This window comes from Anoxybacillus andreesenii, assembly GCF_030813005.1.
GTDB classification, from domain to species: domain Bacteria; phylum Bacillota; class Bacilli; order Bacillales; family Cytobacillaceae; genus Robertmurraya; species Robertmurraya andreesenii.
Window position 1 is genome coordinate 83,221 of the sequence record NZ_JAUSTU010000003.1, and the last position, 22,903, is coordinate 106,123.

Genomic DNA, 22,903 nt, shown 5'->3' on the forward strand with positions numbered 1-22,903 from the left:
TGCAATGAGTAAGTTTGATCCTTCTAGCTTAAGAGTGACCTTTTTGCCACCTGTCACCCCTTTTAAGCCAGTTGATGAAAGAAAATATACGATGACGCATTCGGATGAAACAGGGGAGTTATTCTTGACGGTTGGTTATTGCTATGATGAGAGCTGCATTGATCCAAAGTTTCGTGACGAGGTGCTTGCTGAATGGACGCCACGAATGGGTCAGTATGTATTAAGCGGGAAAGTCTATGTAAGCGGCGGGGAATTTGATGAGCAGTATTCGAAAATCCGTTTTATGATTTTTCAGCGTGAACTAAAGCTAGCCCTAACAGCCATTGTCTATGGTGACAGAGCTTTTTATCAGTATTACCCATGGCTTCTTGATTCACCAATCTATATTCAATTCGAATCTACCTATCCTTTATATAATCAAATACTGTACTTTGGCACCCCGAGACAATACTTAAATGCAGCCCTTCAGGAAACTGTTTCGTAACACAGGAGATAACCACCCTGTGTTTTTTGTTTTTCCCTTATGCGCTGTTCTTTTCAGGTCAATGCAGGATTTCATTGGAAAGACCTAGAATTAAATAGATTAGATACTTAAAAGGGGTGAGGGGGATGTCGATTTTTCCGTTTTGGCTCTATGATGGAATAGGAATAGCGGAATTATTAAAGAAAAAAGAGATTTCGATGAACGAGCTTTTGACAGCTGTTATTGCACGGATTGAGGAAAAAAATCCATCTATTCAAGCAGTGATTCATAAAATTTACGAGCATGCGGAGAGGGAGTTGGAGTTAACTGCTGATTTTGCGGGAGTGCCAATTGTTTTAAAGGATATCGCACAAGAGATTAAGGGTGAGCCCATTACATCTGGATCAAAAGCATACGAGGGCTTTATTGCAAAAGAAGATTCCGAGTTTGTGAGACGGGTAAGAAATACAGGTGCGGTCTTTATGGGGATAACGAATGTACCCGAATTTGCGTTAATGGGGATTACTGAACCTTCTCATTACGGACCAACTCGTAATCCTTGGAATACTGACTATACTCCTGGCGGATCAAGTGGTGGCTCAGCCGCTGCTGTTGCTGCCGGACTTGTGCCGATGGCTGGAGCAAATGACGGCGGTGGTTCTATTCGTATCCCTGCTGCCTACTGTGGATTATTTGGCTTAAAACCAACAAGGGGAAGAACACCAGTAGGAAGAAGTTTCGGCAGACATTGGCAAGGTGCCTCTGCTGACCATATTCTTTCCAGGTCCGTTCGGGATAGTGCATTAATGTTGGATCTAATAAAGGGGTATGAAAAGGGAGCAGCTTTTCCGGCACCACCTTTTGATGAAAATTATTTTGAATGTATTCAGAAGCCGCTTGGAAGACCGCTGCGTATTGCATTTTCAGTTACTTCTCCAATTGGTGCTGAAGTGCATGAAGAGTGCAAGCAAGCAGTTATGAAAACAGTCGAAATTCTAGAAGCCATGGGGCATCAGGTGGAAGAAAAAGAGACGGGAGTTGACGGAAGGAAAATCGCTAAGAGCTATATGACCATGTACTTCGGGGAAGTAGCTGCTGGGCTTGCTTCATTAGAAGAAATCCTTGGGCGAAAGGTAAAAAGGACTGATGTCGAGCCGACAACATGGCTGTTGGGTCTGCTTGGCAAGGTAACAAGTGCCGGAGAATGGGTCCTCGCTTTAAGAGAGTGGGACAAAGCAGCTTTCTTAATGGAAGATTTTCACGAGACCTACGATCTTTACGTAACTCCGACAACCGCTTTTCCTCCAGCAAAAATCGGAGAACTCGCCTTAAAATCTTCTGAAAATACGATGATAAAGGTTATTGATACATTGAGGCTAGAGTCACTCGTCAAAAAATCCGGGTTTATTGACCAGCTGATTGAAAACTCCTTGAAGCGTACACCTTTTACCCAGCTGGCCAACTTAACAGGACAGCCCGCAATGAGCGTTCCGATGCATCTTACAAAGGAAGGCCTCCCAATTGGTGTTCAATTTATGGCAGCAAAGGGGAGAGAGGACCTGCTTTTTGCCATGGCAGCAGAATTAGAGAAAACGGATGAATGGATAGATATCTTGAAATGCCCGATGATGGTGTAGGATATTATGATAACTAAATTATATGTGAAATCCGGTAATTAAATTTGTTTTAAACAAAAATAAATTTGAGCAAACTCTCTAGGATTTTCTTTAAAGTAGCCAAAAATACTGTTGGCTACTTTGTATTAGAATTTTGAGATTGGCTGAACGTAATTGATGGTCTGGCAAATCTATCTAAGATAGCGAAAATATACAAAGGTTAAAACTTAATGATTACTGAACGATCCAACATGTTTTTTTTATTCCATCTCACTATCTTAAGTATACTTAGATTATGAGATGGAATATTTATTATTTTTATAGCTTCCTATAATATATATTATGTCCATGGCGTTGTTTTAGATTAGCATAATTTAAAACCAAATGACTCCTACTCTATCCGATGCCTATGACTTTGATTCTTTAAAGTACTTACATCTATATAATTTATACTATACTCAATAACATCGTTAATAAATAAATGCTGTTCTTTTGCAAAGTCTCTAGTTTTATTTAGTAATTCCTTATCATATGTACTTTTGTACTGTATACGATCTTTGGGTCTCAAATCTTTGTTGTATTGAATGCTACCGTGTGATAATAGATTTTTTAACCCATTTTCAATTAAATAGTTTACGTGAGTATTATACTCCTGTGCCATTAATTGTAACTGATCAAGGCACGCTCTGCTAATATTTGTCCTGAATGCTATTCTTGTGGTGTCAGTTATTGCTATTAATCCATCTCTTGTTTTTTTCCACATACAAATCCCTCTCTCCTAATACTATTAAATTTCATGTGATCTCTGTGTCAATAATTCTCTTTTATAAAATATAAAGTTATCTGTAGCATTATTGTAAACAATATCTGCTAGTTTTGGAAGCTCATATTTCCCTTTAACCCAAACCCTATATACCACATTTCCAGATGGGTTCATTTCTGATGTTATCTCAGATCTAAGCTTCCAAGATTGAAATATTGATAATAATCCCTCAGCAAATGATAGACTACCCGTTGTTACATTCATTACATATCCTCTTTTTTGTACCCAACCATCCCCGTCAATAATCCCTCTAACGAAGGAGGGCAAAAATTCTTCAGGTACATTCGGAAATGGAACAGTAAATGATTTTTTCGGACCAATACCCATTTCTTCTAGATCTTTTTTGATTTCTTTGGAGTTAATAATAAGCGATTGAGTCTGCATGGTTGGACCATATGGGGCTAAAACATAATCGGCTTCCATGTAATTAGCGATAATACGGAGAATCCTTTCATCCTTTTGAGAAAAGGTTATACTGTGCGCCTTTGAGTTAACATGCCCATCGGTGATGAAAATTCCAAGTACCCATGCCATTTCATGGGACCAATTTTTAAAGAAATCTTCGTTGACTTTATGCTTTCTTGGACGCCCAGAAGATTGCTCACGATTCATCTCTATCCCATGCTTGTAGATGACATTTCGAATCGCTCGGTCAGAAAGCCCGATAATTGGTTCCATCTCCTTAAAGGGCATCCCGCTTTTATACATTTGAATAATCTCCTCATCAGTAATTCCAGGGTTTCTAGGCATATTCTCATTCCCCTTTTCAAGAATTTTTTATACTCCAAGGGATCTTTCGTCGCCTTTTGATGAGTTTGCTTTCCGACATATTCCCTATATTTTATTATAACATAGAAACAGAACAAATGTTCCTATTTTGTAAAATTTATAAAAACCTCCCTAATTGTCCATATTCACTTTTTCTAAGTGTTTGTCCATTCAAAAGACAAGCTCTTACATATTTTGTTTCATAAGAGGATTTCTTCTAATACAACTAGAGCTAAATTAGCTCTATATAAAAGGAGTTGTTTAAGTGATATTTATTGGCTCGGTTTCAATTCAAAATGTAAGTGGTGGGAATGTTCAATTTGGAAATATCGTCAATATGTCTCCAACATCGGCGTCAAAATCTACTTCTGGTGCTGGTTCTGAAAATGAAGGTATGCTAATCTTAACTACTTCAGGTTTTAGTCTATCTACTTCAATCCCAACAGCAGCAACAAGTTCAACTACTAGCTCAGCTACTAGTCCAGTTACAAGTACGACGCCACCAAATCTAATTATTTCAGCAGCCCTAAACCCAGCAGTACCAAGTCAAAGCGCTTGATGAAACAGAAAAATAGCAAATATACAAAAAGCACTTCACTTTTAACTGAAGTGCTTTTACTTTATACAATAAATAAATCTTGATTCTAAGTAGTTGCTACAAGGAACTCCTCTCCACTTGGCAATTGTATTCTATCGTTTCGACCGGTAAAGTAGCGCTTGTTAAGATCCGCTGAGGATACATGCCTGACTTCTCGAAAACCAGCATCGCGCGCCATCTCTAACATTTCCGGCGGCGTAAAGAAGCTGATGAAAGGTGTGCCGCTGGCCTTTGCTCCTTTTTCCGCCGTGTCAACCTCAGATCGTTTCACAGGTTCCGTTAACTCAAAGGGCAACAAAAATGTCATGGCTAAAGTGGAACCGGGAGCGAGCCTCGCAACCTGACGAAGCGTCGCGGTGATTGCGTCCTTGGTAAGATATTGAGTGACGCCTGTGGAGGCCACCACAGCTGGACGACCCGTGTCAAAACCGGCATTCTTGAGTTGCTCCCACCAAGACGAACCTGCCTCGAAATCGACTGAAACAAAACGTAGCCACTCCGGAATTCCAAAACCGAGTGCAATTAGACGTTGTCTCTTCCAAGCCTGTGTACCGGGTTGGTCCACCTCGAAGACCCTCATCTGGGAGGCAATTTCTGATCGGCGTTGTGCAAAAGTATCGAGGCCAGCACCTAGGATAACATACTGAGTGACATCTTTAGCGAGCTGTTCGGTGACTAAATCCTCAATGAAGCGGGCACGGGCCACGATGGATGCTCTAAATCCACTAGAAAACTTAGGATCCATATCTGGTCTTTGGCGCCATACATCATCAGGGTCTACTAATCGTAGGCCGACCTCATCTTCAAGCACATGTGGTGGTGAGTCAACCTGTACATGCAGAGCCCGCCATAATGCGACCCGTTCTGCGGTGTGGTTAGGTTTTGTTTTTTGTTTATCTTCCAAAATGTTCTCTCCTTTCGAGAAGATCACTCACTTCAAAAATAACTTTTAGCTATAATATGTATTTTGAGTCTTTGATTTTATTCAAATTCCCGAAATATTTTGTAATTATTGATAGCAACGATCCCTTTCCATTGTTGCCTGGCTACATAGAAATTCTCCTGGTACTGTCCCCAAGCCCATGAAATGTCCCAAACCCCATCATCTTGGACCGAGTTCTTTAAATAATTAAGGTTTTCATTTACAAGTTCTTTATACTTTTCATACAGATTGTCACTTTTGCTAAGAATCATATTTAATGGAAGAGCTTTATAACTCTTCCCCCAGGACTCTGTTTCTGTGTTAATCGACTGTTCAGCTAGTTTATTTATTTTATCATTCATTTCTTCAAAGTCAGGGAGATGATCCTTTAAGATTTGGACTGCCCTTTGATAGTTATTTACTTCATGAAAATCCATCTCTGTACAATTTAATAAACGTTTTCTAGCATTTTCAATTACGTTCCATCCCAACTGAGCACCTTCACTACCTACTTTTGACCAATGGATGAGGTATGCTGCGAGTTCAACACTTGGATTGAACATCCAATTATTCTGTACTCCTTCTTCGTAGTGCCAATGAGGAGCATGAGGATAATCATTTTGTTCAGGAATAACAGTTTTCCATAAGCCTAGTTTATCATCATAGGAATGAATTAAATAATAGTCCACATAGAAGGGTTACATACTCTTGTCTTTATTAAGCATGATTTTAAGAATCAATATAATCACCAGCCACACTTAGTCATCAACAATTTCATCAATGAACTTTAGTAATGCAGGAATACTGTTTCTATACTCTTTATTTCCATCGTTACTCCCAACATCCCATGAAAAACCATTTCTCTCCAGCAACTCGATAAAATCATTATATGGACGATCAGTTAAATACGCTGCCTTTTCTAGACTAATTTTGTTGGAAAGAAATAATGTAATCGTGATAGAAGCATTAACTGCAGCCTCCAGAGACTTTTCACCAGCTATCACTCTTAGTTGATCCGCAAACTCATCAGGTAGAGAAATAGATACCCTGTCTTCGTAAGGATTGAAACTCCAATCATCCCACTCCTCAAAATCAAATTCATCTTCCTCGAAATCTAAGATATCAAACCCTGACTTCTTACAATCCTTACATATATGTTGTTTCCGACCTTTTCCTGTAAACTTTTCATTGGGAAGATTTGTGCCACAACCTTTACAGTAATGTCCTCTTTTTTTCTTCTTAGCCATATAACTCTTCCTAACTACTTATTCTTCCTCATCCCATCGAAAAATAAATATCACATAATTCATCGTGATAGCCCCAACCGACTCCATTTTTGCCAAACCCACGGTCTGGAAAAAACTCATCCTTGATCTTCTTTTTTGCACTTTCGTATAGACTTTGTACGGCATCTTCTCCTATGAATCTAGTGGACAAATAATGTTGGACATCAGGAATTTTTTTATAAAGCTCTGAAATCACCTCAATTAGCTCTTTGTTCTCCATTTGCTTTAACTCTTTTTTTAATTCCGTAATCTTTAATTTGACCATCTATTTCACCTTTTTCTAGACAAATGAATTCTCTGATATTATTTTATAATAGATTCAAATAACTGACTACGAATTTTATAGGGTGAAAATTCTTTATCATTCCATTTTAAAAAGGAACCCTTGTTTCTACTCCACTTTCGACAATCACAATGCTTTCTATGTCTTTGGATAGTTCTTTATTTATTTGGATTACAAATGTTCTTGGTGTTGCATCAGTAGTACAAGCTCCTTCTGGTTCCGTCAAGGTAACATCTTCGCTTATTCAGTTGTTTGGTTCATAACCTCATACACTGGCATCAAATTATCGATGCTTCTGTCTGCCTTTTTTGAAAATGAATAAAGCGAGCATGAACACAACAATAATTCCTCCAATGAAAATTTCCATATCATATTTCTTTATCGTTTTATTTACCTCACTTGAATGGTTCATTTCCTTTCCTTGACCTAAAAACTTCAAATCTTCCCCTGCTTTTGAAGCTTCCTCAGTGCGGCTACATAAACCTGTCCGAAACTCACCATTTTCATTTTTAGAAGCATATACAAGATAGGTTTTCCCTTCTTCAAATCCTATCCCGCATGATTCTACATATCCATTGTCAAAAACGAGCATTTGAGATTGGTGAGTTCCTTTCCAAATTTGAGTAACTTCAAAAAGATTTGCAGTCCTATAACTCACAGTAACCCCGTCGTGCACCTGTTCTGGTTTAGTATTCAATACTCTTCCTAAGAAGACAGCTTCTGACTTTTCGAATGCCTCTGCAGGCTCAATACCAACACAGCTACATGCGTAAATATTATTAGGAAAAATCAATGTACTACCACTCAGGAATAGCATTGTTAACATACACTTAAAAAGCCGATCCTTCATCATTCATTCTTCCTTTCCACATACTTCCCATTTCCTGATCCTTTACTTCCATAAGAAAGAGCTATTCTCCTTCTTGAAGAATAGCTCAGTTGCCTTGTGTATGATTTTTCACAAAAAAGTTTTAAATCAGCTCATATGAATATCGGTTCCATACTGGACCAAATGTAGTTTTCTCGCTAATGATTGAGATGCAAAATTGTCCCAAGAAGTGCTATATAGGGCAATTCGTCCTTGTTTCTGTACCTCTTTGGCCCAGGCATTCGTAACATCTAAACCATAAGCTTTGCCTCGATAATCTTCATGTGTAAATACACTTGCCTCGTCAGCTTTCGAGGTCTGTCTTGCACTACAGCAAATAGAAACTATTCTGTCATCTTCAAAGATCACAAAACAAGGCTGCTTGTATTCGAAATCCTCAAAGGTATACGGGAAATGAGGCTTCAATATTTCTCTATTTTCATAAGTTACTTTCATTGCTTTTGTGCTAGTCTGTTCCCTGATTTTGGGAAAGGCATATGCCGGTCCAAAAGATATATTCTTTAATTCATAACCTGCGCTCAGCACCTTAATTAGTTCAACTAAATCAGTGGGATCTGTCCTTACGACTTGTTCCATTCTCTCAACAATGTCCACATCTAACGAATTCGAATACCTTACTACATTACCATCCTTGGTAGCCCCCATAAAAATCAACGGTGCAGCATCATAGGGCGGTTCATTGACTACAGTCATTCGATTTTCGCTATTGTGTTTAAATAATGCTTTCACATGAAGTCTCATCAATTCTATATCAGATAACATAAACATACCCCTCAGTTACTTTTTTTGCTTCAATATTCAAGATACATCTGTCAATTTCCTCCCTATCGATAAATTTCAAAAAAAGAGCGTCAGTCCTTGGATCAACGCACCAATCGTATTCCTTCACGAAACCTCTGTATGTAAAGGTTTCATTTACTTTTATAAAGACTTTTCTAATCTCTTTTTTACTTTTTTCATCATACTATTACTTAAACGTTTCATATGTTCTTCATTTTTCACCAATATTCTATATGCATCTATAACTGATAATGTACGTATGAGAATGAAGACCCCAATGGCAATGAAAGCGATGAAGATTGGATAATAAGGCATCAAAACGTCTGACGGAACAAATTCCTTTTTTACTAATAAGAAGGCGATCCCACCAGCAACAATAGAGCATATCCCAATGATCATTAAGACAGCGTACTTATTTTTCATATCTTCGTATCTTGCTTTCATTTCTTTAAGAAAATTTTGATCAAATATCAGAGATTCTTTTTTGAGTATTGTATAACGATCTTCTTCAATAAAACCGGCTGTTACAGCTCCAATCCCAAGGACAGCAATCATAATGATTAGGATCGCATAAATTATGGGCTCTTGTCTAAAAACAAAAAAAGGTATGGTTGATAAAATGAGAAGACTAAATCCCATAGAAAGGTATTTTGAAGTTTTATGTTGAGAAACAAGATACCCCTCTGCCATTTCCTTGCTTACATAATAACCCTTTTCATTCTCATTACTTTGTTCAGCGGTGTCTTTTAGCAAGTAATCAATCGATACTTCAAAAATATTTCCAATCATTAGTAGTTTTTCAGTTTCTGGGAAACCCTGACTATTTTCCCATTTACTAACGGCTTGCCTTGTCGTGTTCAATTTCTCAGCCAAGGCTTCTTGGGATAAGCCTTTTTCTTTTCTAAGTTTAAAAAGCTTTTCGCCAAATGTCATATAAGAACTCCTCCCTTCGTTTGATACTCAAATTATATGAAAACAATAACTAACATTCTATACATTGGCAGTTGCACTTTGTTAACTTACAGTTGCACCTATGTTATTTAGCAGTGTACAGCTTCGTTAGGTAATAATTTTCGCTATCAACTGTTCATTTTTAAAGTGTAAATTTTCATTATCCTCTAATGTATATAAAGTCCTGTTTGTTTGCGTAGTTGCCCAGTTATCGAATGCCATACGACGTTCTTCATCATTATAATGAGGACAAAGACTCCCTTTTAAAATTCCTAACCCTTCAAATTCTTCGTATCCTTGGTCCGTTTTTTCGCTATAACAGGTTTCAAACCAACACATCGCCCCCGCACTTATACCAGCTAAAATTACTCCGTTTCGATAAGCTCTTTTCAATACCATGTCAAAGTTTGTTTTTTTCCAAATCTCAAGCATATATTGAGTGTTTCCACCACCTACGTACACAAGATCTAAAGTATTTACAACTTCTTGAATATTTGGGGATTCCAAATCCTTAATAGTAAGATGGCTCGGCTGTTCGGTTTGAAAAGCATCGTAAAACTTATTTATGTAACCCTCAGCATCATGACTTGCCGTAGCAAGAAAACCAATTTTTAATGGTTCCCGCTTCCGAGGTATTTTTAGTAAATATTCATCAATATAGGCTTTGTCTTCCTCAGAAAAGCCACCACCAGAAATTGCAAGTATATGTCTGTCCATTCTGTACCACTCCTTCGAAATTGCTCTATTCCTTATATACTTATTTAGATATGCTGATTATGATTATCGCAAAACACCAAACAAAAATAAAAAAGACCCTCCAAAACGAGCGCCTCCGTACATACGTTCTATTGATGTCGCATCTAAATTAGAACGTCATTATCCTTGATTTCCATATTAATATTATAAATTAAAACAAAATATAAGTCTATATTTACTCTTCAAAATATTCTATATTTTAGTAACCGGGCCGGTAATTCTCAGAAACAAGGATCCTCAAGAAAAAAACAAAAGAAATGAGGGATCATTTGAAGCTGCGACTATGGGATAGTAATTTAAAAATTCGATTAGCTGGAGAAGCGCTTTTTAATTTGTTTTATTGGATGTACTTTCCGTTCATGGTGGTCTATTTCAGTGACGCTTTAGGAAATCGAATGGCTGGCATATTAATGACCATCCCCCCATTAATCATCATGATTAGCAATATGGCTGGGGGAAGCTTAGCTGACCAAATTGGTCGAAGAAAGGTAATGCTGGTGGGCTCACTAATGCGAGCGATTATGTTCGCCCTATTTGCCCTAACCAGTTCCCCTTGGTTAAGCTATCTTGCATTCATTGGGATTGGATTAGGTGGCGGGCTATATGGGCCTGCTAGTGACGCGATGGTGGCCGATCTTGTTCCAGAAATAGACCGAAGAAAAGTATTTGCCACTTTTATTACGGCAAATAATATTGGAGCTGTGTTAGGTCCAGCTATAGGAGCATTCTTCTTCTTTCATTATCGCAATGAACTGTTATGGGCCTGCGCCATGGTGATGCTGCTATTTACAATGGCGATCTACTTCAAAGTCCGTGAATCAATGCCTGAAAAAACTAAAGGAATGAAGAATGGAAATTCAATGAAAAGCCAATGGAAAAGCTACCGATTCATTTTTCGTGACAAGATCTTTCTCCTGTACCTGATGGGTGGGATTTTCTCGGTTATCGCCATTATGCAGCTAGATTTGTACTTAGCTATTTACATTACAGAATATGTCCCCGCACAAACACTTTTTGCATCGGACGATTCGTCGCTGATGCTTGATAGCAATCAAATTCTAGGTTGGGTATTAGGCTTGAACGGTCTTCTATTTGTATTGTTTGTTGTGCCTGTTACAAGCTGATTTAGAAAATGGAGTGATCGAAATGTATTTATCCTTTCAGCTGTATTGGCTGGGTTCGGAATGTTCCTCATAGGATTCACAGCAAATATTTGGCTGCTCTTCCTGTTTACGATTATTTTTACCTTTGGAGAAATTGTCCGTTCCCCTGTCCTCAATAATTTTATCAGTGGTTATGCCTCACCAAGTGCAAGAGGGCAGTACATGGGAGCGTCTCGACTGCAATTTACAGTGGGAAGATTTTTGGCGCCTATAACAGTCTTTCTGTCTGAATGGATTCACCCGATTGGTATTTTTGGCATCATTCTTTGCAGTGCATTAATCGGTGGAGCCTGTTATGTCCTACTCTACAAAATGTATAAACCAGAAACGAACTCTATCTAACATGGTATGAAAATTGCCCCCACATCCTTACTGTGGGGGCATCTTAAAAACTCCTACTCCATCGCTTTTTGGTTTCCAGCTAAAACTGAGCTATTTTCGTGCGTGAGCCTTATTCAAATGTTATGGTTTCCTTAAGTAAATATTTCCTCAAATAACGTATAGGGTGATTCGAATGACATACATAACCATTGGTAAAATAACCATTCCGGCAGTTTGGCTGGCCGCAGTCATTGGCATATTTACGATCGCACTTCTTTATCGACTTATTTCAAGGAAAAGGATTGGAGATTGGTATTGGAATAGCTTCATTTTTTACTTACTGACCTGGAAGCTTACCTATATCCCATTAAATTTTTCACTTTTTCTCGATACGCCGCTATCGATTGTTTATTTTAATGGAGGAAGGATTGGTCATATTCTCGGCCTCGTAGTCGTTTCCCTTTATCTCCTCTTATACGTTCGAAAAAAATATGGTTTTTCATTTACAAATAAGGCTCAGATTTTTATCCTGATTAAAAAAATGATCCCAATCGCCATTTTGCTATTAGCAATCGGGATCGTCATCGTGAACTTTGTAAACGCACAAAAAGAAGCTAAAGATGCTGTGATGCAGGAGCAGATAGAGAAGAACCCTTCTAAAGAGGAACCTAAGAAAAGCGAGTTAGTGGTAAAGGAAGGTCATCCAGCTGTTGATTTTACCATGACAACCTTAGCAGGTGGCTCTGTAAAATTATCCGATTATAAAGGGAAAAAGGTCATCTTAAACTTTTGGGCGACCTGGTGTCCGCCTTGTAAAGCAGAAATGCCTCATATGCAAAATTTCTATGAGAACCGTCAAGATGAAGAAGTTGAAATATTAGCGGTTAATTTAACTCATATGGATAATGGCTACGACGAGATTGAGAGATTTGTTGAGGAGTATGGTCTCTCGTTTCCAGTTCTTTTAGATAAAAATGGAAAGCTATCGGCCAAATATAAAGCCTTTACCATCCCAACCACGTATTTCATTGATTCAAATGGAATCATATCAAAGAAAATTGTCGGTCCCATAGATAAAAGGATGATTGAGAACATTCTTAATGAATTAGACTAAAAAGACAAGACCCACCAATCGAGGTGGGTTTTGTCTTTCAGCTCCTCAACCATTCAGCAAAAAATTTCCGGTATCCTTCCTTCATCACCGTGCTTGAAAAGGCTTCAAATGCATAGTCTCTATTTTCTTGGGAGGCCTTGATTGGCACAGCAGCAGCCATATTGACAAGCTCAAACCAATTCTTTTCATTTCCAGAAAAAGAATACTTGGCAGAAATATGATCATAGCAAGGATGTTCGGGCTTGACAACGATTTTTCCCATCGCCAGCGCCTCGGTTAATGGCATTGCGAAGGTATCAAATCTCGAGCAGCTCCAATACACCTTCGCTGAATTCATCAATTCAAAAATCTCTTCCTGCTTTAAGGCAAACTGCAGCTTAATATTGCTTGGTATGTCATATTTCTTCATGCTCTCACGATAGCGCTCCCCGCCAAAAACCATGTACACCTCTTTATCGGGATTTTGCTTTGCATATTCAATGACTAAATCCGGTCGTCGATTCTCCTCGTCCCTTCCAATCCAGAGAATTCGATTGTCTACAACCTGACTTGGATCATAATATTGATGCGCCAGCTCTTCATTGAAGCCGATTGGGATCACGGAGACATCTTCAACTCCAAAATTCCTCGCCATTTCCCTTTTCAAAAATTCTGTTTGGACAATTGCTTTATCAACGATTTGATAAAAGGGCTTCATCATTTCATAACCAGTCAAAGCAGGGTCAGGAAAGCTATGTGGGAACAGCACACTATTTTTCAAAAACATTTTCAAGTATGTAAAGCCTGACACCGTATAAATCACATGTTCAATGTTTTGCGAATAGATTTGGTCCAGTACAATATCATAATTCACCAAATCACCTTTTTCATGCTCATAGCCCTGAATCCAATCATAACCGCTCACATGACGCTCCGGTGAAATAAATACGATTTCCACACCAAGCTCTTTCCCTAACGCTTTCAGACGCTCAGCAAATATGCGCGGACCCTGAGCCTCCGTGAACTGAATTTTCCTCATTACTAAACCGACCTTTGTCATGGTTAAACCACCTTTTGTTGCGTTCTTTTTGGAAGGGCTCTTCCCGATCCAGATATCAACATTATGGCATGCAGCGCTTCAGCCTGTAAAGAATGGAGAAAGGGCAAGACCAATCATGGGTCTCACCCCTTCTTCATTCCTTCTTCATTCCACTCAAATCCCTCACCACAAAACGGAACGAACATAAGCTTTGTTTTCCCAATTTCAATAATATCGTACATCTTTAGTTCATCCGCCGTAATGACCTCCTCATCGTTCAAGTAGACAAGCCCTCTAGAATCACCGGGGTAGATCCGGAAAAGCCTCTTTTTCGGACTGTAGCTGATGATGGCGTGATTTTCACGCGAAATGGTATCGTCCCCATCAATGACAATATCCATGGTCTCGGATCGTCCAATGAAATTCCGTTCACTGTGAATTCTGTAATCTTTGCCTTTATTTGCCCCCTCAATACATACCAACCAGCCGACAACGGGATCGATTCCCATTTCTTTTCGAAAAACTGCGACTGTCTTCCCGTCATTTTGTGAGGGGGGCGTTTTTTGCCCCGTTCCACTTGGAAATAATGCTTTTGTTTTGGAAAGGTCATCATCTATTGATCGTTTTGGCATCGTCACCCCAAGGTTCAAATCAATATTGACCCCGCAATGGGGACAAAAGCTATGCTTCGCTTCATCGTAGTAATGACCGTTGGTACAGCGCTTCACCTTTTACCCTCCTTCAACATCTGTAGACGAAATTAGCCACTTAAAAAGTCCGTCTGATCGAACTAAATGATGGGTCATCGTACTCTTAGATTCATAGTTTTGTGTTCCATCTGTATAGGTGATCACCTGGACCACCTTAGCCTTGGCAGCATCTCCATTAATCTCTAATACTTCGATATTCTCAATGGTAACGACAAACTGATCATAGGTTGCAAATAAATCACTGATGCTTTTTTCAGTCGCTGCGTAACCAGGTGAATTGGGATCAATCGTAACCATATAACTATCGACATTCTCGTCCTCAATCGCGAATCCATTGGCATAGATAGTAATATGGATTTCATCCTCATCCGTGTAGACTTCTGCTTCTGGACTCGCATACATTTTCTCTATTTTTTCCATATCAGGATGTTGAATTTCTTCCTGTTTGAAATACTTAAAGTCCTCTAAGACAACGTCTTTAAAAGATTGCGTGTCATTCACAAGCTCTTCTTGGTGCTGTTTATAAAGTGATACAGCAGAATCAAACTCATCAGCAAATAAATAAGCATGGGCGAGATTTACTTTAAAGAGTAGTTTTTCAGGATTGATGGCTATTGATTTTTTAGCTGACGTAATCGCATCATTTGGCCTTTGATTTAAGAACTGAATATGGGAGAGCTCCCCGTAGGAATTGGCCAGCTCACTGTGATCCTTTTTAAATACAGGATCCTTTGTCAGTAAATCCTCTAGAATCGCTACGCTTGATTCGATATCTGCTAGAGCAAACTCATAATATCCTAAGACTCGCTTCATCAACGTTATATTCCGATCTAAGACACCCATCGAATACTGGGCATCAAAATTCCCATCCATTTTATAGATAATCTCTGCCATATCTCTAGCATGAATATAATACTTAAGAGCACCCAAATAGTCCTGTTCCTCGTTTAATTTATAGCCTTCGTCCCAATAATCATAGACAATGTCTAGGTGCTGTGTCTTTATCGATTCCTCATCCATAGGGAGTTCAATTCCTTTGCTTACTTCTAGATTAATGGCATCGTTTGCATTAATCTTCTCATCAGCAGCCATTGATTGCTTTGTTACAACTCCCTTTTTCACATACAAGCTTTCGACATAGGTAATTTCTCCAAGCTTTAAGCCCTCTTTTGTGAGTAAAGCCTTTGCGTCCTTCTCATAAGCGTTGACAAGGTTTGGAACCGTAAGCTCCTTTAAAGTTTCAATCGCTTGATTCTTCTTGGTGCTAGGATCTGGAGAGTTTGCTAGCTCTTCTCCTCCAAACATCAAACCAATTAAGAATAATACGACCAAAATCCCGACCGATAAAAATGCGACAACTGCTGCACCCCCACCAATCCAAACCCATTTAGAAATCGGCTTTTTCTTTTTTGGCATATTTGCCTCACTCGCCGATGGAACGGTCTTAAATTGATGATGAGGCTCTGTCACATTCTGCTCCTCATTTAAATCCATTTCCTTCAAAAGCTCCTGCTGGAACTCCTCCATTGTTTGAAACCGGTCTGCTGCCCTTAATGATAAAGCCTTTAATAATGCAGCCTCTGCATGCTTTGGAATATCCACGCCTAAAGAGGATGGTGGGACGATGGAATCTTCCTCTAGGCGATCAAGGGATTCTGGTGGCACCTCCCCGACAATTGCCCGATACAGAGTAGCCGCTGTCGCATAAATATCCGTCCATGGACCTTGTTTTCCCTTGCTGCGATACTGTTCCTCGGGGGCATATCCAGGCTTTAAGATAACGGAAATGCTTTTACTAAATTCACTAATGGCATGGCGTGCAGCTCCGAAATCTAAGATTTTGACCTGTCCCTCAGCTGTGATGTAGATATTATCAGGACTGATGTCTCTATGCAAAGTTCCTGTTTGGTGAACCTCTCTTAAAGCATCCATGACAGGCATCATGATTCTAAGGGCCGTTTGATAGGGAATTTTACCACCCTGTGATTCCAAATACTGCTTGAAATCAATCCCTTCCAGATAGTACATCACCAAATAAGCCGTTCCATTCTCCCTAAAAAAATCCCGAACCCCCACAATGCCAGGATGGTGACTAAATTGGGCTACCGTCTTCGCTTCATCAAGGAAATTCCTGAGCCCATTTTCAAAATGGGTTTCGTGATCCCCGGAAAAAACCGAAACCATCGTTTGATCTGCAGATCTCGTCGCGAAGTCACGGGGCATATACTCCTTGATTGCAAGCTTCATATTCAAGTTCAAATCCCAAGCCAAATAGGTAATGCCGAAGCCTCCGTGACCGAGCACCCTTCCAAGAAGATACTTTTCCTGTAAAATCGTTCCTGGCGGCAAATGCTGTGGTGCTTCTGCTGCTGTGCCTACCTTCCAGCCACAGTGGGGACAAATTGATTCTGATCCAATATCTGCCATGCATCCTAAACAAAGATGCTCATACCCCGCCATTTTTTCACCCCATCACATTGTTGTATTTTTTTCTACAAAAACAGCGAGAGCACTGTAATTATCATGTCTTTCTAAAATTCGCGATTTAAGAATTGACTCCATCGCCTCAAGCCACTCAGAAGGAGAGGAGGCGCTTTCTATTGTTCTAACCATCTCGTCCTCCGTCACATATTCCCAAAAACCATCAGAGCATAATAAAAATGCGTCCCCTTGCTCAATCTGTATCCCATCCTCCCTAATGCTTGCTTTCACTTCACCTTCTGTGCCCAATACCCGATATAGACGGTTCCGATCCTCATGAAATCGAATATCTTCTTGTGAAATTTCACCAGCATTAACAAGTGCTTGGCATACACTATGATCCTTTGTTTGTGAGATATGCTTTCCTGCTCTAAAATGATACAGTCTCGAGTCACCGACATGGGCCCAATAGGCGGAAGCCCCACTGCAAACAAGAACAACGAGGGTGGTCCTCATCGATCGTCTTAACGGTGATCTTTTTTGCTCTTCATGGAGAAGACGTTGTGCCTCCGCTAAGCCACCCTTGATCAAGAGGATGGGCTCCTCATCAACTTGTTCCAACATCGTTTGAACAGAGAGCCTTGCTGCAATTTCCCCGCCCTGAGAGCCTCCTAAGCCGTCAGCTAAAGCCCATATTCCGCGATCCCTAACTACTAGAAAATCACAATAATCCTGATTGACCTCTCTTCCACCCTTCTCAGAAAGCATGGCTGTAGAAAAGCGCATTACAGTCGCTCCAGTCGAACTTCGAATGTATTTTCTCGAGAGCTTATATAAAAACGATCACCTGAACGTAATACAGTCATTTTCCGCTCCGGGATTTTTTCCCCAGACTGTAAAAAGGTTCCGTTCGAGGAGCTATCCTCGATCATAAAGGTATAATTAACCTCATCGAACCGAAGTGTGCAGTGCTTCCTACTGATCTCTTCCATATGAGGTGGAAAAATGAGCTGACATTGGTTAGCATCACGCCCGATGGTTAAGCCCCCTCGATCCAGTTCGAGCGTTTGACCGGCAAAATATCCCGTTACACCTATCAGAACAGGTTTCGTACCATTAACACGGGGAGGTGGAACAGGGGAAGATTGATTTGAAATCGGATGTTGCCTATTGCCTTTCTTCCTAATCATCATGACCACGATCAACACCAGGATGATCAGAACGAGGAAACCGACACCAGCAATCGTAAGAATCCAGATGAGTTTATTTGAGTGGTCCTGGGGAGAATTGAGGGATTTGTTTACGGTTTTTTCTACGCTTCCTGTTAAATAATCAATCCCTCGTGATTCTAAAATGGGGATTAACTCATCGATCCGGACAGCACCATTGATGCCTGATGCCGAGGTTACCTTGAAGGTATTGATCCCTATGACTTGCCCATTTTCATTTAAGAGCGGCCCTCCAGAGTTTCCAGAATTAATATTGACATCGACCTGAAAGATTCCTCGACCGCCCTGAGTCGAGATTTTACTAATAATTCCCCTTGTGATGGTGACATCATCAGGATCGCCGGAAGGAGTATCATCAATTAGATCGGCATCACCTGGAAATCCAAGAGCATAGACATCATCACTTGCTTTCACGGTCTCACTATCGCCAATTTCCATCGGCGGTCTTTTATACAAATCCTGGGTTAATTGCAACACGGCAATATCCTTTACCTGATCAAAAGCAATCACCTTTGCTTCAATTTGGTCCTCTTTTGAAAGCAAAATGGTGACGCCCTCTGGATTAGGCTCTATCACATGGTAATTTGTAACGATATGGCGAACCGGCTCACTTTTTCCAACCGCAAATCCCGACCCTATATAGATCCCCCCATCAGTGCCATAGCAGATAATCCTAACGACACTATTTCGGAGTTCATCAATTGAACGGGTCTCGGCCGAGACAGGAATTGCAGCGCATAAAAGCAGGACAAGCGAAAAAAAGATCCAAGCGGACTTTAAGACATTCCTTCCTTTTTCTTTGATACCTTGCAACACCATCCATTCCCCTCTTTCCGTTTAAAATTGTGGCATTTTTTATTTAGGAATGTACTGCCCGCTCCCTTGCTTATGAAGCAGTACCTTGTGATTGGACCCTACTAATCGATAGTAAGGATTGCGACTGTTGCGTTGTCCTGGTTCACGATTTTTTTAGATAACACAAGTGTAATTAGCTCCTCTGCTGACTCTTGAGTAGGTAAATACCGACAGACCTCCAAGATTTCGTCGTTCGATAATGAACCATAGACCCCATCACTACAAAGAATGATTGAATCTCCTTTTTGAAGGGAAATCGATTTTTCAGAAATATCTACCTGCTCAAGCTTCTCCAAACCTAGGAAGCTAGTTAAGCTTTCTCTTTGCGGATCGTTTTTTGCCACCTCCTCGCTGATTTCTCCTAAGGCCGCTCTCTTCTCCAATTCTGTTGCATATTTATGTTCGTTCGTGAGCTGAGTTAACGATTCGCCCTGCATTAAGTAAATGCGACTGTCGCCGACAGAGATCCAATAAAGTTCATGCTGAAAAATCACCGCTGCGACAAGAGTAGTCCCTACATTCCCTAACAACCGTTGTTCACGGGCAAATTGTAGAACGGACTGATTCGCAGCATCTAGAGATGAAATAAGCTTTTGGGGAATAGAAGGAATGGCTGAAGACTGTGAGTAATGGTCTAGGAAGCCCTGAACGGCAACATGGCTGGCTTCCCTTCCTCCATGTAGACCACCCATCCCATCTGCCAGTACAGCCAATACACCAAATTCTTGCATGAATGCATCATCATAAATATCCGAAAATCCGAAAGCATCCTGCTGCTCGTCGCGACTGCCTATTGTCTGGGCATTTCCAGGAATGATGGTTGGATTTTCCCTGCGTTTTGTTATAGGCTCTTCCCTCCTGATAGGAATGCGATTCTGTAAATCCTGATTTTTTCTCCTTAAAAGAACAAAAACAAGACCTATCAATACCACAAGAATAATTCCATATATCCACCAGGGAAGATTAGTGAGCCTGACATCGATTGAAGAGAAATTACTAGTACGATCTGTGCTAGCCAAAACGATTACAGAGAACGACTGAAAGAAGAAAAAGAGCAGAAATATCCCACAAATTCTCAGAATATAACGCATTCGAATCACTTCCTCTGCCTCTAGTCTGAAATTACTCACAGATAAAAATAAGGCACTATAAAAAAAGACCTTAATCATATATGTATGTGCCATTTAGGATAAATTGCTTATCCATTTTTTTTGAATGTACAGGGAATTTTTCAGTTCCCTAACATGCATAAATTACCTCCACTTTAGCAATTATTTTTCTGATAAAGTAAGAAGGAATACGATTAATTGGAGGAAAACAGCAATGATCAAACGGAATCTCCTCCTTTTTCTGGTAATTTGTATTACCTTTATTGGAGGCTTTTTAACTGGGACCCGATTTCCACATGAGGATTCACAGAATATATCAAATAGTGAACTCCCACAATCATCGGTCCATACAGAGCAAAAGCAAATACCTAGATTCAAAGAAACGAAGGAAAAGGTTCTATTAGGCTATTTGCAGGACTATCGTGATCCAAGTATGGTTCCCTACCGTGATTTAACCCATGTAATATTCTCCTTTGCTCATCCGACAAATGATGGAGGACTCTTATTGAATGGAGAAATGGCGGAGCAAAATTTAACAACGGTTGTTTCGAAAGCCCATGAAGCAGACACAAAGGCTATACTAGCGATTGGTGGCTGGTACAATATTCAAGGTGGTGAGTCCTATCCGTACTTCAGGGAGGCGATCTCTTCAGCCGAAAAGCGGACAAGGTTCATTAAAGAGATTAATAAGATAGTAGATCAGGAGAATTTAGATGGAATTGACATTGATTTTGAGCATCCACGGACGCTTGAAGATGCTAGAAATCTGGCTACCTTTATGAAAGATCTAAATCAAACGCTCGATCAAAAGAATAAGGAGCTGTCGATTGCGGTTACCTAAACGGAACCGTTTATCATTATAATGGTACGGCAGCAGTCCGCCAAAAAGCAGAATTGGCCCTCTCCCATGGGTTTGGTGGAATGATGCTTTGGGAGGTTGGACTCGATGCGAAAGGTCCAAATAGTTTGATAGAAACCTTGGCTAAAGAAATTCTTCTTGAGAAGCTAGCAAAAAAATAAAGTGACTCCCAAAACAAAGCAGGATGGCTATTACCATCCTGCTTTGTCGTTTATGATTATATGTTCACCACAATATGCGTCACTTTATTGATGAGAGGTTCATTTTCCATCCACGACTTCTTTTAGAATCTCATACGAACGTTTTTGCTTATCTGGGTCAAAAATATAAGAAACTGCCATAATTTCATTGATATCATATTTCTCTTGAAATGCGGTTAGCTGTTCCCGAATGGTATTTTTGCTTCCTACAAAAGATACACTTGTCATACCTGAGGCCATTTCCTTTTCAGCCGGAGTCCAGATACCATCCATGCTTTCTACTGGAGGAGACAAGGGATTCTTCGTTCCGCGGACGATATTTAAGAAAAATTGCTGCATCGTCGTTAACTCGAATTGTGCTTCCACATCAGTTTCAGCGCCGATCACATTTAAGCAGACTATCATATAAGGTTCAGATAAATACTCAGACGGCTCAAAACGACTGCGATAGATCGAGATCGCTTCCTCCATATATCTTGGGGCAAAATGGGAAGCAAATACATAAGGCAAGCCAAGCTTTGCTGCTAAATAGGCTGAATCCGTTGAAGATCCGAGAATGTAGATTGGAATATTTGTATTAATACCTGGGAAAGCCTTCACATAGCCTTGGCGTTCCTCCGGACCAAGATAAGTAAGCAGTGCATTGACATCCTCAGGAAAGGTAAAGACAGAATCATTTTTAGAACGTCTTAAGGCGCTAGCTGTCAGCATATCCGTCCCTGGTGCCCGACCAAGCCCCAAATCCAAACGATTCGGATATATCGTTGCCATCGTTCCGAATTGCTCTGCCACTACCAAAGGGGAATGGTTCGGCAGCATGATACCACCGGAACCGATGCGAATCTTCGCGGTATTCTCCAACGCATGTTTTATTAATATGGATGTTGCAGAGCTGACCAGTGTCTCTGAATTATGATGCTCTGCAATCCAGTAACGAGTATAGCCCATATCTTCTGTGGCCTGTGCAAGATCAACCATCGCTTCAATGGCCTCTTTTGCACCTTGTCCCTGACGAATAGGAACGAGATTCAAGACGGATACAGGTATATGAATATTTGCCATTTTTTCATGTCCTTTCTATTGGTGAATCACTGGGCTTTTCACAATTTTGTTGATACTGAGCAATACATATTAAAAGAAATTGATGTTCCTACTACTTAACAATTTAAATGAGGGAGGAAAGGCCCAGTTACTCTATGTATTGCGTAATGTGAACCAAATTTGAAACGGAATGGACGGCACTAGGGCCATTCCAAAATTAACATCCGTAGAAAAAAATCAATTTCACTCCTATCTTATCAATTGTGGTTAGGGAAACAAATTTTTTTGCTTCAAACCGCAAAAAAAGAGCAAACCTCCAATTTAAGAGATTTGCTTCCATTCTTTAGGCATATCGAATTCCTGCCTGCTTAATATTGTTAATGTCGGCTGAGCTACATGGAGTGACGGCATAAGTCATTCCACAGTTTGGGCAATTCATAATCACGCGCTCAAATACAAAGGTTTCACCGCAATCACAGTTTATTTCATGCTTGACCTTTGGTGCCATATGATCCTTTTTCTTGAATTTAACGTGATCAACGATGGCTTTCCCATCTGTTAAATTTGAACAACTTGTACTCATGCTGTTTCCTCCTAATACGATAAATTTTGTACATGTTGAGGATAGCACAATTTTTTTTGAGATTTTATATTATAAATCACACTTTTCGCATGATTCTTGTCCAAATGATGAATTCTGTTGATTGTTTTGAAATAACCATTTGTAT

The 22,903-nt window shown here is 39.9% G+C and carries 24 protein-coding genes and 1 pseudogene; 7 read left to right on the forward strand and 18 right to left on the reverse strand.

What is annotated here, in order from left to right:
* Positions 1–4 precede the first annotated feature (4 nt).
* A complete protein-coding gene (locus J2S07_RS04070) occupies positions 5–484 on the forward strand; it encodes a staygreen family protein (protein ID WP_307149132.1) in 480 nt (159 codons plus the stop codon).
* Positions 485–609: 125 nt separating this feature from the next.
* Positions 610–2,100, forward strand: coding sequence for an amidase (locus tag J2S07_RS04075; RefSeq protein WP_307149133.1), 1,491 nt, complete (start codon positions 610–612; stop codon positions 2,098–2,100).
* Between the two features lie 370 nt (positions 2,101–2,470).
* Here J2S07_RS04075 and J2S07_RS04080 read toward each other — a convergent pair whose 3' ends face one another.
* Both J2S07_RS04080 and J2S07_RS04085 read right to left on the reverse strand, forming a co-directional pair.
* Positions 2,471–2,842: an rRNA methyltransferase gene (locus tag J2S07_RS04080; RefSeq protein WP_307149134.1), complete on the reverse strand. Its 372-nt coding sequence runs from the start codon at positions 2,840–2,842 to the stop codon at positions 2,471–2,473.
* 24 nt (positions 2,843–2,866) lie between these two features.
* Positions 2,867–3,652, reverse strand: coding sequence for an LAGLIDADG family homing endonuclease (locus tag J2S07_RS04085; RefSeq protein WP_307149135.1), 786 nt, complete (start codon positions 3,650–3,652; stop codon positions 2,867–2,869).
* 283 nt (positions 3,653–3,935) lie between these two features.
* Here J2S07_RS04085 and J2S07_RS04090 point away from each other — a divergent pair, with 283 nt between their 5' ends.
* Positions 3,936–4,229: a spore germination protein gene (locus tag J2S07_RS04090; protein ID WP_307149136.1), complete on the forward strand. Its 294-nt coding sequence runs from the start codon at positions 3,936–3,938 to the stop codon at positions 4,227–4,229.
* An 85-nt stretch (positions 4,230–4,314) separates the two neighbouring features.
* Here the strand turns inward: J2S07_RS04090 and J2S07_RS04095 are convergent, their stop codons facing one another.
* From J2S07_RS04095 to J2S07_RS04130, 8 genes are all read right to left on the reverse strand, one after another.
* Positions 4,315–5,172, reverse strand: a complete 858-nt coding sequence (locus tag J2S07_RS04095; RefSeq protein ID WP_307149137.1) for a class I SAM-dependent methyltransferase — start codon at positions 5,170–5,172, stop codon at positions 4,315–4,317.
* Between the two features lie 77 nt (positions 5,173–5,249).
* A complete protein-coding gene (locus J2S07_RS04100; RefSeq protein ID WP_307149138.1) occupies positions 5,250–5,879 on the reverse strand; it encodes a hypothetical protein in 630 nt (209 codons plus the stop codon).
* A gap of 69 nt (positions 5,880–5,948) precedes the next feature.
* Complete coding sequence (locus J2S07_RS04105) at positions 5,949–6,437, reverse strand: UPF0175 family protein (protein ID WP_370872781.1); 489 nt, start codon at positions 6,435–6,437, stop codon at positions 5,949–5,951.
* A 28-nt stretch (positions 6,438–6,465) separates the two neighbouring features.
* The gene (locus J2S07_RS04110) at positions 6,466–6,741 is read right to left on the reverse strand and encodes a DUF6155 family protein (RefSeq protein ID WP_307149139.1); all 276 of its coding nucleotides are present in this window, start codon (positions 6,739–6,741) and stop codon (positions 6,466–6,468) included.
* A 301-nt stretch (positions 6,742–7,042) separates the two neighbouring features.
* Positions 7,043–7,609, reverse strand: a complete 567-nt coding sequence (locus tag J2S07_RS04115) for a hypothetical protein (protein ID WP_307149140.1) — start codon at positions 7,607–7,609, stop codon at positions 7,043–7,045.
* Between the two features lie 126 nt (positions 7,610–7,735).
* Positions 7,736–8,410 (reverse strand): GNAT family N-acetyltransferase, encoded by a 675-nt coding sequence (locus J2S07_RS04120; RefSeq protein ID WP_307149141.1) that lies wholly within the window; start codon positions 8,408–8,410, stop codon positions 7,736–7,738.
* A 159-nt stretch (positions 8,411–8,569) separates the two neighbouring features.
* Positions 8,570–9,361, reverse strand: coding sequence for a helix-turn-helix domain-containing protein (locus J2S07_RS04125; RefSeq protein ID WP_307149142.1), 792 nt, complete (start codon positions 9,359–9,361; stop codon positions 8,570–8,572).
* Between the two features lie 126 nt (positions 9,362–9,487).
* Positions 9,488–10,096, reverse strand: a complete 609-nt coding sequence (locus J2S07_RS04130; protein ID WP_307149143.1) for a Type 1 glutamine amidotransferase-like domain-containing protein — start codon at positions 10,094–10,096, stop codon at positions 9,488–9,490.
* 308 nt (positions 10,097–10,404) lie between these two features.
* Between J2S07_RS04130 and J2S07_RS04135 the strand changes: the two genes are divergently transcribed.
* From J2S07_RS04135 to J2S07_RS04145, 3 genes and pseudogenes are all read left to right on the forward strand, one after another.
* Positions 10,405–11,259: an MFS transporter gene (locus tag J2S07_RS04135; RefSeq protein ID WP_307149144.1), complete on the forward strand. Its 855-nt coding sequence runs from the start codon at positions 10,405–10,407 to the stop codon at positions 11,257–11,259.
* A gap of 18 nt (positions 11,260–11,277) precedes the next feature.
* Positions 11,278–11,640 (forward strand): annotated as a pseudogene (locus J2S07_RS04140) (MFS transporter); the annotation flags it as partial.
* Positions 11,641–11,812: 172 nt separating this feature from the next.
* A complete protein-coding gene (locus J2S07_RS04145; RefSeq protein WP_307149145.1) occupies positions 11,813–12,733 on the forward strand; it encodes a redoxin domain-containing protein in 921 nt (306 codons plus the stop codon).
* Positions 12,734–12,770: 37 nt separating this feature from the next.
* Here J2S07_RS04145 and J2S07_RS04150 read toward each other — a convergent pair whose 3' ends face one another.
* The 6 genes from J2S07_RS04150 to J2S07_RS04175 form a co-directional block, all read right to left on the reverse strand.
* The gene (locus tag J2S07_RS04150) at positions 12,771–13,772 is read right to left on the reverse strand and encodes a glycosyltransferase (RefSeq protein ID WP_307149146.1); all 1,002 of its coding nucleotides are present in this window, start codon (positions 13,770–13,772) and stop codon (positions 12,771–12,773) included.
* Positions 13,773–13,894: 122 nt separating this feature from the next.
* Positions 13,895–14,479 carry an FHA domain-containing protein gene (locus J2S07_RS04155; RefSeq protein ID WP_307149147.1) on the reverse strand — a complete coding sequence of 195 codons (585 nt, stop codon included), beginning with the start codon at positions 14,477–14,479 and terminating at the stop codon, positions 13,895–13,897.
* 3 nt (positions 14,480–14,482) lie between these two features.
* The gene (locus tag J2S07_RS04160; protein ID WP_307149148.1) at positions 14,483–16,921 is read right to left on the reverse strand and encodes a protein kinase domain-containing protein; all 2,439 of its coding nucleotides are present in this window, start codon (positions 16,919–16,921) and stop codon (positions 14,483–14,485) included.
* Between the two features lie 12 nt (positions 16,922–16,933).
* Positions 16,934–17,668, reverse strand: a complete 735-nt coding sequence (locus J2S07_RS04165; protein WP_307149149.1) for a PP2C family protein-serine/threonine phosphatase — start codon at positions 17,666–17,668, stop codon at positions 16,934–16,936.
* Positions 17,668–18,930 carry a trypsin-like peptidase domain-containing protein gene (locus J2S07_RS04170; protein ID WP_307149150.1) on the reverse strand — a complete coding sequence of 421 codons (1,263 nt, stop codon included), beginning with the start codon at positions 18,928–18,930 and terminating at the stop codon, positions 17,668–17,670. The genes J2S07_RS04165 and J2S07_RS04170 overlap by 1 nt, the downstream gene beginning before the upstream one ends.
* A 98-nt stretch (positions 18,931–19,028) precedes the next feature.
* On the reverse strand, positions 19,029–20,057 hold the full coding sequence (locus J2S07_RS04175) for a PP2C family protein-serine/threonine phosphatase (protein WP_307149151.1): 1,029 nt from the start codon (positions 20,055–20,057) through the stop codon (positions 19,029–19,031).
* A 232-nt stretch (positions 20,058–20,289) separates the two neighbouring features.
* Between J2S07_RS04175 and J2S07_RS04180 the strand changes: the two genes are divergently transcribed.
* The gene (locus J2S07_RS04180; RefSeq protein WP_307149152.1) at positions 20,290–20,916 is read left to right on the forward strand and encodes a glycosyl hydrolase family 18 protein; all 627 of its coding nucleotides are present in this window, start codon (positions 20,290–20,292) and stop codon (positions 20,914–20,916) included.
* Between the two features lie 278 nt (positions 20,917–21,194).
* Here J2S07_RS04180 and J2S07_RS04185 read toward each other — a convergent pair whose 3' ends face one another.
* Together J2S07_RS04185 and J2S07_RS04190 are read right to left on the reverse strand one after the other, a co-directional pair.
* On the reverse strand, positions 21,195–22,196 hold the full coding sequence (locus tag J2S07_RS04185; RefSeq protein ID WP_307149153.1) for an LLM class flavin-dependent oxidoreductase: 1,002 nt from the start codon (positions 22,194–22,196) through the stop codon (positions 21,195–21,197).
* A gap of 322 nt (positions 22,197–22,518) precedes the next feature.
* Positions 22,519–22,758: a hypothetical protein gene (locus J2S07_RS04190; protein ID WP_307149154.1), complete on the reverse strand. Its 240-nt coding sequence runs from the start codon at positions 22,756–22,758 to the stop codon at positions 22,519–22,521.
* Between the last annotated feature and the right edge of the window lie 145 nt (positions 22,759–22,903).